The sequence below is a fragment of the Pseudomonas cyclaminis genome, from assembly GCF_015163715.1.
Lineage (GTDB): Bacteria > Pseudomonadota > Gammaproteobacteria > Pseudomonadales > Pseudomonadaceae > Aquipseudomonas > Aquipseudomonas cyclaminis.
This window is the reverse complement of the sequence record NZ_JADDUM010000041.1, coordinates 1-14578: the sequence shown is the minus strand read 5'-3', so window position 1 is coordinate 14578 and position 14578 is coordinate 1. Positions and strand designations below refer to the sequence as shown.

Here is a 14578-nt window from a genome sequence, read left to right as displayed (position 1 = left end):
GATCCCTCACCACAGGTTGATTACCTGATCCATTTTGTATCACTCCTGCACCGCTTTCGTGCCCGATTGGGCACCACGAACACCCCCTCCTGCGTTTCCTCCCTGTTTGGCTATAAATACTGTGCACCGTGCACAACGTCCACCGTGCGCCCGTCACTGCGAGCGATTTGGCACGCGCGGTGCAATAGGCCTCGTCACTCATTCAGGGAGCAAGGCACATGACGCAGCAAGAACCGGGCAACGATTACCCCTTAAGCGAAGTCCCCATGCATGCGCGCAAGGGCCTGGCATCGACCGCCATGGTGCTGCTGGGCTTTACGTTTTTTACCGCAACCATGTTTGCCGGGGGCAAGCTGGGGGTGGCGTTCAGTTTCACTGACATGCTCGGGGTAGTGGCGTTGGGTAACCTGCTGCTGGGTATTTACGCCGCAGGCTTGGGCTACATCGCCTTCAAGAGTGGTTTGAACTCGGTGCTGATGGGGCGCTTCTGCTTTGGCGAAGTGGGCAGCAAGCTCAGTGACTTGATCCTCGGCTTCACCCAGATCGGTTGGTACGCCTGGGGAACAGCCACGGCGGCCGTGGTGCTGGGTAAATATTTCGAGCTGAGCCAAGGCAGCGTGCTGGCCTTGATGGTGCTGTTCGGCCTGGTGTTCTGCGCCACGGCCTACGTGGGCTATCGCGGGCTGGAGATTCTTTCCTACATCGCGGTTCCCGCCATGGGCTTGTTGCTGTTTCTGTCGATGTGGGTCGCCACAATGAAAGTCGGCGGTTGGGACGGCCTGCTCGCGGTGGTGCCGACCGCTGAACTGGACTTGTCGACGGCAATCACTCTGGTATTCGGCACCTTCGTCAGCGGCGCAACCCAGGCCACCAACTGGACGCGGTTTTCCCGCTCGGCCAGGGTGGCGGTGCTGGCCAGCCTGATCGGATTCTTTATCGGCAATGGCCTGATGGTGTTGATCGGAGCCTATGGCGCGATCGTCTATCAGCAACCCGATGTGGTGGAAGTCCTGTTGCTGCAAGGCTTTGCCATGGCGGCGATGGCGATGCTGCTGCTCAATATCTGGAGCACCCAGGACAACACCATCTATAACTTCGCCGTGGCCGGCTGCAATCTCTTGCGCACCAAACGCCGCAAAACCGTCACCCTGGCCGGCGCGGTGATCGGCACACTGCTGGCCCTGCTCGGCATGTACGACATGCTGGTGCCGTACCTGATCCTGCTGGGCACGGTGATCCCGCCGATTGGTGGCGTGATCATGGCTGACTTCTTCTACCGCTATCGCGGCCACTACCCGCGCCTGGCCGACGCACGCCTGCCGGCGTTCAACTGGCCGGGGCTGGTGGCGTATGCAGTGGGCACCGTACTGGCATTCAACTCACCATGGGTCGCGCCGTTGGTGGGGATCGCGGCTGCATCGCTCAGCTACATCGCACTGACCGCCGTACTGCGCGTGCGGGTGCCCCTGGCTGACGCCCCTATATGAGCCTGACCCTCGCCGACGTGCTGGCCCTGCCGGGCCTGGAATCCATGCGCCTGCGCGCCGGTAAAGCCAGCCTGGATAACCGCGTGCGGTGGCCGTACGTGGCGGAGAACAGCGGAATCGCCGACTGGGTGTTGGGCGGCGAACTGGTGTTCGTCACCGGCATCAACCACCCACGGGATGAAGCCAACCTGCTGCAACTGCTGGACGAAGCGTGTCAGCGCCAGGTCGCCGGCCTGGTGATTCTCACGGGGCCGGCCTATATCCAGGCGATTCCCCAGCGTTTACTCGACGCCGCTGAAGCGGCCGGCATGCCGCTGATCGAACAACCCTACTCGTTGAAAATGGTATTGGTGACTCAGGCCATCGGCTCGGCGCTGATCCAGTCCGAGCAGTTGGGCCGCTCACGTCATGACGTGCTGGAGCGCATGCTGACCGGTGATTATCAATCCCTGGAGTTGCTGCTTCACCGCGCCGTGCAATTGGGTATGCCCCTGGAGGGTCACTGGCAGGTTGTGCAATTGCAACTGGAAGGCAGCGAGTTGCTGTTTGCCCAAGACGACGCGACGCGGGTGGAAGCGCAACTGGCCAGGCAGCACGACACAATCCGTCGCCGCTTGCTTCAGCTGTCGACGGCGCTGCCGGTACTGGGGCGGGCCGGGCAATGGACCTTGTTGCTACCGGCACCGGATGCTGTCGCGGCGTTGGCAAACCGTCAGCAATTGGCGCACTGGCTGAAGCCATTGAACCTGCGCCTGGCGCCGCTCAAGCTGTTTATCGGCCTGAGCGCGGCGGCGCATCCCGCTGCGCGCCTGGCCCAGGCGCAGGATGAAGCACGCCAGGCATTGGCCGCAGCACGACGGTTCAGCGAGCGCGCAGGGCTGTGCGTGTATGACGAATTGGGCGTGCTCAAGTTGCTCAGCGGCGTGCGTGACCGCGCCCTGCTCGACCAATTTCTCAATGAGCGCCTGGGCCCGCTGCTGCGCCACGACCTGCACCATGGCCCCAGCCTGATGCCGACCCTGGAGGCCTGGTTTCACGAGAATGGTAATCTGATGGCCGCCGCCCAGCGGCTGGCCGTCCACCGCAATACCCTGACCCACCGCATCCAACGCATCGAAGCCCTGTGCGGGCTGACGCTGGATAATTCATATGACCGCCTGGACATCGGTATCGCCCTGATGATCTGGCGGCTGTCTGCCTGATTGTTTTTAGCCAAGAGGAACTTGCCCATGCACATCATCAACGCCCGCCTGCGCGACCGTGAAGGCCTGCATGATCTGCACCTGGAAAATGGCCGGATCGCCAGCATCACCCCACAGGCGGCGCCGCCCGTGCTGACGGCCGGTGACCTGGATGCCGCTGCCAACCTGGTGATCCCGCCCTTCGTCGAACCCCATATCCACCTTGACGCCACCCTTACCGCCGGCGAACCCCGCTGGAACATGAGCGGCACGCTGTTCGAAGGCATCGAGTGCTGGGGGGAACGCAAAGCCACCATCACCGAGGAAGACACCAGGACCCGCGCCAAGAAAACCATCCAGGCCCTCGCCGCCCACGGCATCCAGCACGTACGCACCCATGTCGACGTCACCGACCCCGACCTCACGGCGCTCAAGGCCATGCTGCAAGTGCGCGAAGAAAGCACGCACCTGATCGACCTGCAAATCGTCGCCTTTCCCCAGGAGGGCATCGAGTCCTACCGCAATGGCCGCGAGCTGATGGAAGAAGCCATCCGTCTAGGCGCCGACGTGATCGGCGGCATCCCCCACTTTGAATACACCCGCGACCAAGGCGTGAGTTCGGTGAAGTTCCTGATGGACCTGGCCGAACGCACGGGTTGCCTGGTGGACGTGCATTGCGACGAAACCGACGACCCCCATTCGCGCTTCCTCGAAGTGCTGGCCGAAGAAGCCCGCAGCCGCGACATGGGTGCCCGCGTCACCGCCAGCCACACCACGGCCATGGGTTCCTATGACAATGCCTACTGCGCCAAGCTCTTTCGCCTGCTGGGGCACTCCGGTATCAGCTTCGTCTCATGCCCGACCGAAAGTATCCATCTGCAAGGCCGCTTCGACAGCTTCCCGAAACGCCGAGGCGTCACGCGGGTCAACGAACTGCTGGAAGCCGGCATGAACGTGTGCTTCGGCCAGGACTCCATCGTTGATCCCTGGTACCCGCTCGGCAACGGCAACATCCTGCGGGTGCTGGAAGCCGGTTTGCACATCTGCCACATGCTCGGCTACCGCAACCTGCAAAGCGCCCTCGATTTGGTGACCGACAACAGCGCCAAGGCCATGGCCCTGGGTGATCGCTACGGACTGGAGCCTGGACGCCCGGCCAACCTGTTGATCCTTTCAGCGGACAGCGACTACGAAATGATCCGCAGCCAAGGGCTGCCGCTGTACTCGATTCGTAACGGCAAGGTGTTGATGAAGCGTCAGCCGGCACAGGTAGAGTTTGTGTAAGCGAGCAGGTCACTGGATTGAGTCGATATCCAGCAGTTGCGCCCTCCCCAACTCGCTCTGCGTGGCGGGAGGGATACTGGCGATCTGAGGCCGTGCCTGATTTTCACGATGACGGAACCAGCGCTTCAGGCTGGGTTGCAACGTAACGGATTGGGCATGGCTTCCGTAGATATCGCGGGCCTCAAGACGCCGCCAGCGCAGGGTTTGCAAGCGTTCGCGAGTGTTGTTCAGGCGTTCGATCTCGGCGTTCAAGGGCTCGTGATATTCATAGGTCCGGTCGTTGGCCGGGCGATGTCGCGTCAGTTCACGCCGCTTGTCTTGCAGTTGTTTGCGCATGGTCGCCAGGGCATGGTCGAGCAGGGCGAACTCGCGCTGGGTGACCAAAGGGCCGTTGCTGTCCACCGCCTGTTGCCAGCGCCGCAACGTCGCCCAGGCGGCAGGTATGTAGCTGGCCGTCATGAAGTGCTGTTTGTGTTGCACCAACTGTCTGATCAAACCTTCGCGGTCGGGCATATCACCCTGCACTTGCAACGCCCGATTGCGGCCTGCCTCTTCGATGGACTCACAGCCGGGTTTCCAGAGTACCGAAGAGTGCGTGCCATCGGGGAGCATGATCGGCATGAAGTGTTGCTGCTCGCCGTGATGTTGGTACGGGTTGCCACCGATGCGTACCAGACCGGCGGCGAACAATAGGCCACCCGCCGTGGGCGCGCTGAACAGCGTGACGGCACCGGGAATCCAGAGTTTCGCGGTGGTGTTCATCCAGGGCGCCGGGACGCTGGGGACGGGGTCGTTGTGGTTGACGATACGGTGGTGGACCAGCGTGGAAGCGCCAGCGGTGAACGCGGAGTCGGCGGCACGGGGCGCGCCGTAGGTATAGAGCAGGATGTTGTAGTTTGCATCGGGAATTCGTCGTAAGCCTTCCGCCAGAAGCAACGCAATCGCGCCGCCCAGGCTGTGGCCACAAATCACAATGCGCTGGCCGGTGTGAAACTGATCGAGGTAGCGCAACACGAAATTACGTACCGCCCGGTACGCCTGATAGAAGCCATCGTGCGCTTTGCCAACCCCCTCCGCGAAATGCACCTGGTGGGCGTTGGCATCGCGCAATCCGTCTGCGGCACTGGCAGTGCCACGCACCGCTATCAGGATGACCTCATCGTGGTGAGTGATGAACGCTTGGGTATCAGTGCCGCCTTTTTCGTCATCGAAGAAATGCAAGCGCGCGGGGTGCTCCTGTTGATAGCCCAATTCCGGGCGATTCTGTGAGTACAACGCAGGGTCGAAGGGCAGGATTTCGAAACGCCTGGAGTACGGGACTTCCTCGTAGAGTGGATAGAAACGCTGCGTTTGCTCGGGATCCACTCGCCACGCTTCCTGATGCCCTGCAAGCTGTTCGGCAAATAGATTTCCGACACTGGGGTCCAGCGGAAAACGCACTTCGTCCTGGGGTTTCTCCGGCGGCGCCTGACCGAAGTCGCAATAACTCAGTGATGCAAACAATGCCAACTGATACAGGTTCAAGGCACAGAAACTGTCTTGGGTGGAGAGCATCGGCCGCAAGGCTCGAAGCGGGCGCACTTCGAGAACGGTGTGGTTGTCGGGGAACAGCACCACCCCGCACAAGTTGGGCTGGGCTGGGCCGAAGGCGAGGTCTGCCATCATTTTCAGGGCGTGAGGTTGCGGACGATAGGCTGAAGGTGCCACAGGGGGTAGATGAGCGACATGACGAACCAGGTCACTCACTTCAACTTGATAAAAGCCCTCCATGTTCTGCCGTGCAAAATCAATCTCGACTCGCTCACCGTTGGAGTTTGAAAAAACCGTTTGTTCAGCGCGAATTTGAAGCTCCGAGATAGGCAGTTGGTAGACTTTGCGCGTCATCAGCTCGCGATAAGGCTCCTCTTGTCCGCTGTATTGACTATCTAAGCTTAGAACTGCGGGCCCACAATAAAGGCCCTCCAGCTTGGCGAATCCCTCGCTATTGAGTCGTCCGTCGTACTGGGTCCCGGCACTGTCGTAGACAGTAAATGGGAGACCGCCATAGGGCTTTCCATTACCTGTTTCATCCACTAAGCAAAAGCTTACCCATGTCCCTCGCAACGAGCACGCAGGCATCCTGTCACTGAAAAAAGCTCGCTTCCATGCGTCCTGCACCATGATTTCACTCCTTTACACTGCACGTTGGATAGACATCACATATGCGCCCATCCGGCATTTTTATGGGCTTGAAGTCTTGGGTGTTAGTGCCGCAATACGCGTGCAGGTCGTCGAAACTTTTACCTCTACAACGCCTCCACCCGCCTGGAACAGCTATCCATCTATCGTCAAAAGCCGGCTGTTCCTCCTCCGTTAAAGTCAGCACCACCCTGAGCGTCTTTCCCCGCAGCTCATCGCGCAGTGCAACGCCACCTGCTCGCGATTTTTGCCGTTGACCCGCCGCGTCCAGTGAGCGGCATTGCAGAATCTTCCTGATCCCATGAAGAGGACCTACCGTGCGAAACCACCACTGACATTGACCCGGCAGTTCCTGCACACCGGACTCAGGCATCCGGTGCGCATCAAGGCGATCAACGATCGAAATACCCCCAATATCCCCCCCAACATCCGCATCCCGTGCCCCCCACTTCGCATAAAAATCAAACTCCACGTCACGCAACACCAGCGGGCACCCGTCGACTGTTTCATTCAGCGGCAGTTGATAACTCACCCGACTGGCCGCAGGTTTGTAGTCTGTAAAAAAGACCTTCCGCTCCGGCCGCTTGCCTCGGCGCCGTGGCAACGTGCAGGTCTCACCCGTCGCGGGCCCGTAATTGGCAGCTGTTTTAAGTTCAAATTGCGGCGGTAAATCCACCTGCAGCGTAAAGCTATCAACCGGCTTTGCCGCACAGCCCGAAAGCCCCGCCATTCCCAGCGCAAGCAACACCCCCAAGATGCGTCTAGTCATCTGCTTTCTCCATCCGGTGCCACTGCTGCAACACCCGTTGGAAATGATCTTCGGGGGTTTCTCCACCGGTTGGCTGCCAACGAATCACGCTGAGGCGAGTGGCCTCTTCCAACCGTCGCACCACCAGAAACTCAAGTTGTTCAGGCTTGCGCCATTGCCAAGCGCGAGCTTGTTCCAGCACCTGGGTCAGCCAGACTCTGGGGTCTTGGAATTCGACCAGCGCCGCCAGGCTTTCACTGTGCTCAGCCAGCAGATAACGCAAGATATTGGCGTGCAAAATGGCGTGGGCATTTGGGTTGGGTATGTTCAGCCAGGACGCTGGATCGGGCACCGGGTAATCACCGGGTACAGGGTTGTCCCCGCAGTGCCAACGGCCTTCGTGCCAGTAGCACACACTGATCAGCGGACCAAGGAATGCTGGCAACTGCTCACTACTCAGCTGGTTCAGCGCCCGCGCCAGCGTACGATTGTCGTGAAAGCGGTACAGCGCCTGGTTACCTTGCGGCCCGACCAGCAGCCGGTCGCGCCAATGTTGCGTCACCCCCATCAGGTCCACGGTTGGCAAACTGCCCAACCAGCCCCAATTCGTCTCGGGCTTTTGAAGAAGATCCAGCAGCGCAGGCTCGCTGACCTGATCCAGCAACAGGATCAAGGGGCCCGCCGTGGCGATTTCCGCCAGCGGGGTTTGTGCATAGAGGCTGCAATACTCGGGTAAACCCCGCGCTGCCAACATCGGCTGGCGGGCTGCGTTATCGCCTTCAAGTATCAAGCACAGCCTGCGCCCCGCTTGCAGTTGTTGGCTCATCCATTGGCTTGGAAGAGTGTCCATCAGGCCGCCCTCTCACTGACATCGCACAGCCCTTCTCGGCAGCGTTCGCACACCGGACAGAAGTCCGCGCCCAATTGCCTGGCCAAGTGCATGATGGCGCCCTGGACAACGGAGACTTTCGGGCGCTCGACAACCGACGCAAACTTCGCCGAGCGGATGGCGGACGGAGTGCCTCCCAAGGTGATGGGCCGACTGCTGAAAATGCCGCCCGCCTGGATAACCAGGTGCTCTCCTCCGGCTTTGAAGCTCAGGTGTGCACCTGCGTCGATCACCAGGCTGGCACCGGCCTTGAGATGCACCTGCTGCCCGGCTTCAATCACGAGGGTTTGCCCGACATACGTCTGGCTATCGCCCTGCACGTCCAGGTGATCGCTGGCTTTAAGTACGACCTTGCGATCACCCGTGACGTGACGATGCTCTTCGCTTTCCAGGTGAACCGTGCTTAATCCCCGAATGATTTCCCGCCGCTCACCCGCGACTTCCAAGTGAGCGTCATGCCCCACCTGCTGCTCAAGATCCCGTTGAGCGCGCACGTAAATGAGTTCCTCGCCACGACGGTCTTCAAGGTGCAACTCGTTGGAACCGCCGCCGCCCAGGGTACTGCGGCTGCGCAAGACACTGCGGGTCTTGTGTTGCGGCAAGGGATAGGTCGGCAGGTGCAACGCATTGGGCAGGCAACCGTGGACCAACGGCTGGTCCGGGTCACCTTCCAGGAAGGTCACCAGTACTTCCATGCCCACCCGAGGGAGCAGCGTGGTGCCAAACCCGTCACCGGCCCAACCGGACGCCACCCGCACCCAACAACTGCTTTTGTCGTCGGTCTTGTCCAGCCGGTCCCAGTGAAACCGCACTTTCACCCGGCCGTACGCATCGCAATGCACCTCCTCACCGGCAGGCCCGGTCACCGTTGCGGTCTGGGTACCGTTGATGGTCGGCTTGGGGTGTTTGAGGGGCGGTCGATGCGTCGCCCGCCACGGTGTCGCCGTGAAGCGGTTGCGATAGCCGCGCAAGGTATCCACCTCACCGACTGCCTCCTCCAGCACCTGCGGCTGATAGCCCTCGTGACGGACCGACGTGATCAACCATAAATCGTTGCAAAGCGGATCTGGATGGTCACGCAATTCAAGAAAGTGCCCACTGCACAGCGCCGGTTGGTCGCTTTTGCCCAACGCACGAAAACGGTCGCGCTGATGGCGTTCCAAGCCTCTGCGAGCCAGACGCAAACCCCGTTCATGGCCACTGAACCCGGCGGGATAGCGGTAGTCTTCAAGGGATTGTTCTGCTGTGGAACCGGCGGCGGCCTGCAGGCGCAGGGACGGATGCTCGAAATCATGATCACGCCGCACCGTTTGCCCACTGCGGGTACGAAGCCGCACATCGAAACGCTGGATAACCCGCGTTTCAGCCTCCGGTCCGCCTGCTGGGGAATAACGCTGCGCGGGCAAGCGGCGAAACACAGTCTGGTCATCGCCAAACACCATCACATGCGCGTCGGCGCTGTGGCGGAAGTGGTAATGAATGCCCTCCTCTTCGCACAGGCGCTGGAGGAACTGCAGATCGGTTTCCGCGTATTGCACACAGAACGCGCGCGGCGGGTACACCACCGGGCCCAGCTCAAAGGCATGGCTGTCGGCCAAAATGCCGTGTTGTTCAAGGACCGTGGCGATGATCTGGGGAACGCTGCGCTGCTGGAAAATCCGCTGGTCGCGCCGGTGGGCAAGGTAAGCCAGACGCGGTGCCAGCGTCAGGTGGTAGCAGGTGAGTCTTCGACCCGGCTCCTGCCGGCCGATCGCGTAAACCTGCCCGTGCAGGCCTTCGTTGGCCTCACCGAAAGCCAGGTAGGCGGGTTGATGAAGCAGTGCCTCCAGGTCAAGGTCGGGGTTTTCACTGACGCCCTTTATCTGGATGAAATACGGTTGGTCGAGAAACTCCTGGCCTTTGAATTCAAGTACCTGGAAGTCTGTATTCATGCAGGGAAATATCAAATTGAAACGTGACGAAACAAACGCGTCAACCATCCTTTGTTACCCGCCAATGTTATTGCCAATCTGAATTCTTTTTCCGGCTGAACACTGAATAAATGCCGATAAAAAGCGCCTGAACGCCGTAAAGCTTAGCGATCCCAGTAAGGAAATCGGCCCTATTAAAGTAAAAAAGAAGTTTCGTACAGCAAAGCGGGAAGTGTCGTTTAAGAAACAACGAATCGAGGCCATGGACCACTTAATTAAAACAAGAAATGCCCTACAACAACTTGCAGATAAATAACTAGTAGATAGCGAAACGGCTGATAACCACTCCGGGGTTCAACCGTTCAAACAGTTTTATGCCTGAGGCGATGCAGTCCCAAAAAGACTGACGCTCAGCAGCGTCTGATCCTGCGTCTGCAAACGCACTGGCGCAGTGCCACCAGGCATCACCACCGCCACTTCACCGCCTTCGACCCAACCCGCTCGCCATGCCGCACATGCCACAGCACTGGCGCTGGTCCCGGAGGACGCCGTGGGGCCCTCTCCCCGTTCGAACACCCGGGCAATAATCCGATTGCCGGACTGCCTGGCCGCCCATTGCAAATTGACCCCGGCCAAACAGGGCCGACCACTGCCTGCCGGGGGCGCAAAGGCTATCGCCTGCAGCGGTTCGAACAGCGCGGGTCGCTGCATCAGCAGGTTGTCCGGCAAGGCCGAAACGTGCTCGACCAACGTCACGCAATGGGGATTGCCCACACGCACAAACTGGCTGTGCGCCCACTGCGAGTCAATCGCCGCCAACGCTGTCACGTGGCTCAGTTCAGTGCCGCCGAGCAACGCCTGCTCGACGCCGTGCGCGCCCACCGCCGACGGCCCGAAACCGGGTAAACCCAATGCCAGCCAGAAGCCCTGCCGGTGCTTATAGACGGCCGGCTCGACCCGCGTTGCTACCGGCGACTCCGCATCTGGCTTGTCATGATGCACGCGCAATTCACAGGTCTGGGTCATCAGGCCCTGGTCTGTGAGTGCCTGGGCAAAAATCGTCAACCCGTTGCCACTGCGTTCGGCCAGCGAGCCGTCGGTGTTGACGATCAACAGGTCAAACGGCGGCTCGGCCTGGAACGGGCCAACCAGCAAGCCATCGCATCGGTGGGCTTTCGCATTGGCTGGGCGCGGCGTCGAACCCCAGTCGCACTCCGACGTTATCGCCAGGGGTGCCCAATGCTCGCGAGCACCCGCGGCCTGCGCGGCGCTATCGGGCAGCTCGATACCCCGGCTGCGTAACACCGCCGGGCTGACTACGCCATAAATATTGCCCCGTGCATCATAGAACCGGGTCATGGCGCTGCCTGCCTGAATATCTTCATCGGTGAGTCCGTTCGGTTGCCTACACACTGGGCCAGCAGCGTAATACACAACAGCGCATTTGTGGGAACCCGGCTCGATCCCCAGGGCCTGATGTGCAAGGATGTCGCGCCGGACATCGTTCGTTGAACGCTAAACCAAGGATTCTTCATGACTGCCATCCCCACCTCAGCGCCCGTGGTTCCCGGGCGACTGGAACAAATGTCGACCCGTATCGCTTTTTTTATTGCCGGCTTCGGCATTGCTGCCTGGGCGCCGCTGGTGCCCTATGCCAAGGCACGCGCGGCGTTGAGTGATGGCACGCTGGGTCTGCTGTTGTTATGCCTGGGGGTGGGGTCGATCATCGCGATGCCGGCTGCGGGGGCGTTGGCATCGCGCTACGGTTGCCGACGTGTACTGAGCGCCGGCACGGTCATGATCTGCCTGGCGTTGCCGATACTCGCCACGGTCAGCTCGATTCCGTTGCTGATCGCCGGGCTGTTCCTGTTTGGCGCGGGCCTGGGCACGGTGGACTCCACGGTGAACCTGCAAGCCGTCATTGTTGAGCGCGCCAGTGGCAAAACCATGATGTCGGGCTTTCATGGTCTGTTCAGCCTGGGCGGCATCGTTGGGGCTGCGGGGGTTGCCGGGTTATTGGGGTTGGGCCTGTCGCCTCTGCAAGCGACGCTGGTGGTGATCGTCATCATGGCGGTGGCGCTGCTCAAGGCCGCGCCGCACTTGCTGCCCTACGGCAGTGAAAGTTCGGGCCCGGCGTTTGCGATTCCCCACGGCGTGGTGCTGTTTATCGGCTGCCTGTGCTTTATCGTTTTTCTGGCCGAGGGGGCGGTACTCGACTGGAGCGCGGTGTTCCTCAGCGCCGAGCGCGGGTTGGATGAGGCCTACGCCGGCCTGGGTTATGCCGCTTTCGCCTTGACCATGACCGCGGGACGCCTGACTGGCGATGCCATCGTACGGCGCCTGGGCGCTACCCGGGTGATTGTGGCGGGGGGTTCCCTGGCAGCCGCCGGGGTGTTTCTCGCCACCCTGTCGCCTGCCTGGGAGATGGCGTTGCTGGGTTACGCATTGGTGGGGGCCGGCTGTTCAAATATCGTCCCGGTGCTCTACACCGCCGTCGGCAAGCAGACCCTCATGCCGGAGCATATCGCCGTACCCGCCATTACCACGCTGGGGTATGCCGGTATTCTGGCCGGGCCTGCCATGATCGGCTTCATTGCTCACGGCAGCAGCCTGGCAAGCGCCTTCCTGTTGATCGGTGGATTGCTGGTAGCCGTGGCAATCAGCGGAAAAATACTGCGGGTATAAATGAAATAGAGCATGAGCTTCTTGAGTCGCTCAAGAAGCTCCTTCAGAAAGCGCGTTCAGAGACCCTTTTCTTTTTTCTCGTTTTCCATCCAGCGGTCAACGCTGTAGTTCTTGATCCAGCCGTCATGGTTATGGCTGCCAAAAATACTGGTGCCGTTCGCCTTGTTGCTGTCCAGAGAGTCGAGCAGGCCTCGCTCAACCAAATTCTTGGTGATATACACCTGGTTCTCGCTGTATTTTTTCTTCGGGAACCCGGTCGCCGGATCCCGCACGGTCTGACCGTTTTTATCCGTTTCGTCAGGGTCCTTGCTCATCTCGAGAATCGTGTCTTTCTTTACATAGCGGTGCTTCTCAAAAAAGAAACTGTAGTCTTCCGATGTATCGCGTATGTCATCAAACATGGCCCTGAATGCCTGGACCAGTTGCAGATCGGTTTTCGCATGGTACGGATCTGCGCTCTGTGTATTGGGGTTGGTATTGCCAACCAATGAACCAGCGGCCGTGGACAGGCTTTCAGCGGTGAGGTGTCGATCCTTTCCAAGAACCGCCTGGTTCAAGCGCGGGCGGTTGACGGTCTCCCGAAACAGCATGATGACACGCTCGGGAACGGCGCTGGTGCCCGGGTCCTCGCTCGCGATCTTCTGCATCGATTGCTGGGTCAGGTGCCCGTCTTCCTTGAATTGATCCAGTACTGGCAACTGCAGATTGTTACTCAAGGCGGTTGCCAGCAGGTGGTCGTCCGAACTGACGTAAGGGTTCCCGACTTTCGACATGCCGCCGTACATGTTCTGACCGTCAAAATGCTGGGCGGACCCGTTGGGGAATTGTACGAAATAAGGCTGTGCAACGGAAAGTGCCTTGCCCGTCGCACGCATATCAACCGGAGCTCGAGCATGCCCCCCGCCTCCGGGTAGCGCATTAGCGGCTTGCTGTACTGTAGGTAATAAATTATCAATCCTGCCACTCATGGTTCTTCTCCACTAAATGTTGACTCCACCGCCTAAGCACCGACACAGGCTGAGTGGCGTTCATGCATCAGTGGTTCCTCCGAAAGACCGAGCAAAATTCGACTAACTGTAACCATTCGCCCGCCCAGGGACCGACTCGCATAGACCCTGCGTACTTAAAACCTGGGCAGCTTGAACTTGCTCCAGATATTCGGGAATAGTGAACACAGCAAACTGGGGGCTCGTTCTTCAACCACCGTTCGAGCGCCCTTGTCGAAATCCTCGGCGGTAGGTGCCTGGAAGCTCTTCTTAGGAAACGACGTGAGATTGACCCGCGGTGGCTCGCCTGCGACAGGCATGACCAGCGTCGCAGCGTTGTACTGGGCGTGACGGGGTTCAAAGGATGTCGAGTTCATGGTCAAGACCTTATCCGGTAGATAAAGGCGCCCGCCGATAGCCAATGGCGGAGGTCGTTTTCTAAGCCGCGGCGCTGTGTAGATGATGTGTTCATGATTGGACGTGCAATTCTTGCATGAGCGTTTGACCGCCTGGTGCGCCGTGCTGCGCGGCACCAGGCCGCCGGAAGATCTAACCCAGCAGGTTCAGCAGCCTGAGCAATTCAGATCGCGTCGCCTTTCCGTCACGCAGCGGTCCGAAAATATTGTCCATCAGCCCCCCCAAGTCCGAACGCGCCATGACCTCCCTGGACAATTGGATAAGATGATCACTACGCGGATCACCGGTCAAAGGTTTCGACGCGAGCCTTTCGAACGTACTGAGCTTTATTGAACCGTTCCAGAACCCACCCTTCAACGCATCAAAATGCCTGAGCACGTTCGAGACCATTTCTTTGTCGGTAGCGAGTTTCAAGGGGTTATCGGAGCGCACATAGCTGCTGATGTCATCCCTGGACAAGCGGTTATCCAATCCACCCGTGCGACCATTTCGATCCAAGGCCTGCATCAGTTCCGGACGGCGCACCATCTCTCTTGCCAGGCGAATATTGCTGTCAATGTGCGGATAACCGGTTAATGGGCGAGCCGCCATATCGTGCACGCTTTGGGTCGTGACCTCGCGCGACGGCCACGGCCCCCGGAAGGCCGTATAATTTTTCAATAACTGCTCGGCCAGTTGCTCTCCACTTCGCTTGGAGTAATGAGGATCCGGCAAAGAGGGATTCGGACGCGGCGGCGGGCCCGGATTGGGCCGTACACCCTCAGGCAGCGGACGCGGCGGCGGGCCCGGATTGGGTCGTACACCCTCAGGCAG

Annotated in this window: 12 protein-coding genes; 4 read left to right on the top strand and 8 right to left on the bottom strand. The window is 59.9% G+C overall.

The annotated features are described in order from the left end of the window. Positions 1-218: 218 nt before the first annotated feature. Genes codB through codA form a run of 3 tightly spaced genes read left to right on the top strand, consistent with a single transcriptional unit; the run spans position 219 to position 3952 of the window. On the top strand, positions 219-1487 hold the full coding sequence (codB, locus tag IQK56_RS07140; RefSeq protein ID WP_122305323.1) for a cytosine permease: 1269 nt from the start codon (positions 219-221) through the stop codon (positions 1485-1487). After that, the gene (locus tag IQK56_RS07135) at positions 1484-2689 is read left to right on the top strand and encodes a PucR family transcriptional regulator (RefSeq protein ID WP_193863669.1); all 1206 of its coding nucleotides are present in this window, start codon (positions 1484-1486) and stop codon (positions 2687-2689) included. Before codB ends, IQK56_RS07135 begins: the two co-directional genes overlap by 4 nt. A 27-nt stretch (positions 2690-2716) precedes the next feature. Continuing rightward, complete coding sequence (gene codA / locus IQK56_RS07130) at positions 2717-3952, top strand: cytosine deaminase (RefSeq protein WP_150677300.1); 1236 nt, start codon at positions 2717-2719, stop codon at positions 3950-3952. Between the two features lie 9 nt (positions 3953-3961). On the opposite strand, the gene IQK56_RS07125 is transcribed toward codA, so the two are convergent. The 5 genes from IQK56_RS07125 to IQK56_RS07105 all read right to left on the bottom strand — a co-directional run bounded on the left by IQK56_RS07125 (position 3962) and on the right by IQK56_RS07105 (position 11036). After that, the gene (locus IQK56_RS07125; RefSeq protein WP_193863670.1) at positions 3962-6112 is read right to left on the bottom strand and encodes a lipase family protein; all 2151 of its coding nucleotides are present in this window, start codon (positions 6110-6112) and stop codon (positions 3962-3964) included. Positions 6113-6116: 4 nt separating this feature from the next. Then, the gene (locus IQK56_RS07120) at positions 6117-6899 is read right to left on the bottom strand and encodes a hypothetical protein (RefSeq protein WP_193863671.1); all 783 of its coding nucleotides are present in this window, start codon (positions 6897-6899) and stop codon (positions 6117-6119) included. Then, on the bottom strand, positions 6892-7728 hold the full coding sequence (locus IQK56_RS07115) for a DUF4123 domain-containing protein (RefSeq protein ID WP_193863672.1): 837 nt from the start codon (positions 7726-7728) through the stop codon (positions 6892-6894). The genes IQK56_RS07120 and IQK56_RS07115 overlap by 8 nt, the downstream gene beginning before the upstream one ends. After that, on the bottom strand, positions 7728-9746 hold the full coding sequence (locus IQK56_RS07110; RefSeq protein WP_193863673.1) for a type VI secretion system Vgr family protein: 2019 nt from the start codon (positions 9744-9746) through the stop codon (positions 7728-7730). The genes IQK56_RS07115 and IQK56_RS07110 overlap by 1 nt, the downstream gene beginning before the upstream one ends. 303 nt (positions 9747-10049) lie before the next feature. After that, positions 10050-11036 carry a diaminopimelate epimerase gene (locus tag IQK56_RS07105; RefSeq protein WP_193863674.1) on the bottom strand — a complete coding sequence of 329 codons (987 nt, stop codon included), beginning with the start codon at positions 11034-11036 and terminating at the stop codon, positions 10050-10052. A 174-nt stretch (positions 11037-11210) separates the two neighbouring features. Between IQK56_RS07105 and IQK56_RS07100 the strand changes: the two genes are divergently transcribed. Then, a complete protein-coding gene (locus IQK56_RS07100; protein WP_099584862.1) occupies positions 11211-12362 on the top strand; it encodes an MFS transporter in 1152 nt (383 codons plus the stop codon). Between the two features lie 56 nt (positions 12363-12418). Here IQK56_RS07100 and IQK56_RS07095 read toward each other — a convergent pair whose 3' ends face one another. The 3 genes from IQK56_RS07095 to IQK56_RS07085 all read right to left on the bottom strand — a co-directional run. Continuing rightward, positions 12419-13330, bottom strand: coding sequence for a hypothetical protein (locus IQK56_RS07095; RefSeq protein WP_246500170.1), 912 nt, complete (start codon positions 13328-13330; stop codon positions 12419-12421). A 155-nt stretch (positions 13331-13485) separates the two neighbouring features. Then, on the bottom strand, positions 13486-13725 hold the full coding sequence (locus IQK56_RS07090) for a hypothetical protein (protein ID WP_122305344.1): 240 nt from the start codon (positions 13723-13725) through the stop codon (positions 13486-13488). A gap of 172 nt (positions 13726-13897) precedes the next feature. After that, a partial coding sequence (locus IQK56_RS07085) for a hypothetical protein (RefSeq protein WP_246500169.1) occupies positions 13898-14578 on the bottom strand: 681 nt, incomplete at its 5' end.

Excerpts from the sequence above, each read along its gene's own strand:
- codB (WP_122305323.1), top strand. The coding sequence starts at position 219 with ATGACGCAGCAAGAACCGGGCAACGATTACCCCTTAAGCGAAGTCCCC.
- IQK56_RS07135 (WP_193863669.1), top strand. The coding sequence starts at position 1,484 with ATGAGCCTGACCCTCGCCGACGTGCTGGCCCTGCCGGGCCTGGAATCC.
- codA (WP_150677300.1), top strand. The coding sequence starts at position 2,717 with ATGCACATCATCAACGCCCGCCTGCGCGACCGTGAAGGCCTGCATGAT.
- IQK56_RS07125 (WP_193863670.1), bottom strand. The coding sequence starts at position 6,112 with ATGGTGCAGGACGCATGGAAGCGAGCTTTTTTCAGTGACAGGATGCCT.
- IQK56_RS07120 (WP_193863671.1), bottom strand. The coding sequence starts at position 6,899 with ATGACTAGACGCATCTTGGGGGTGTTGCTTGCGCTGGGAATGGCGGGG.
- IQK56_RS07115 (WP_193863672.1), bottom strand. The coding sequence starts at position 7,728 with ATGGACACTCTTCCAAGCCAATGGATGAGCCAACAACTGCAAGCGGGG.
- IQK56_RS07110 (WP_193863673.1), bottom strand. The coding sequence starts at position 9,746 with ATGGTTGACGCGTTTGTTTCGTCACGTTTCAATTTGATATTTCCCTGC.
- IQK56_RS07105 (WP_193863674.1), bottom strand. The coding sequence starts at position 11,036 with ATGACCCGGTTCTATGATGCACGGGGCAATATTTATGGCGTAGTCAGC.
- IQK56_RS07100 (WP_099584862.1), top strand. The coding sequence starts at position 11,211 with ATGACTGCCATCCCCACCTCAGCGCCCGTGGTTCCCGGGCGACTGGAA.
- IQK56_RS07095 (WP_246500170.1), bottom strand. The coding sequence starts at position 13,330 with ATGAGTGGCAGGATTGATAATTTATTACCTACAGTACAGCAAGCCGCT.
- IQK56_RS07090 (WP_122305344.1), bottom strand. The coding sequence starts at position 13,725 with ATGAACTCGACATCCTTTGAACCCCGTCACGCCCAGTACAACGCTGCG.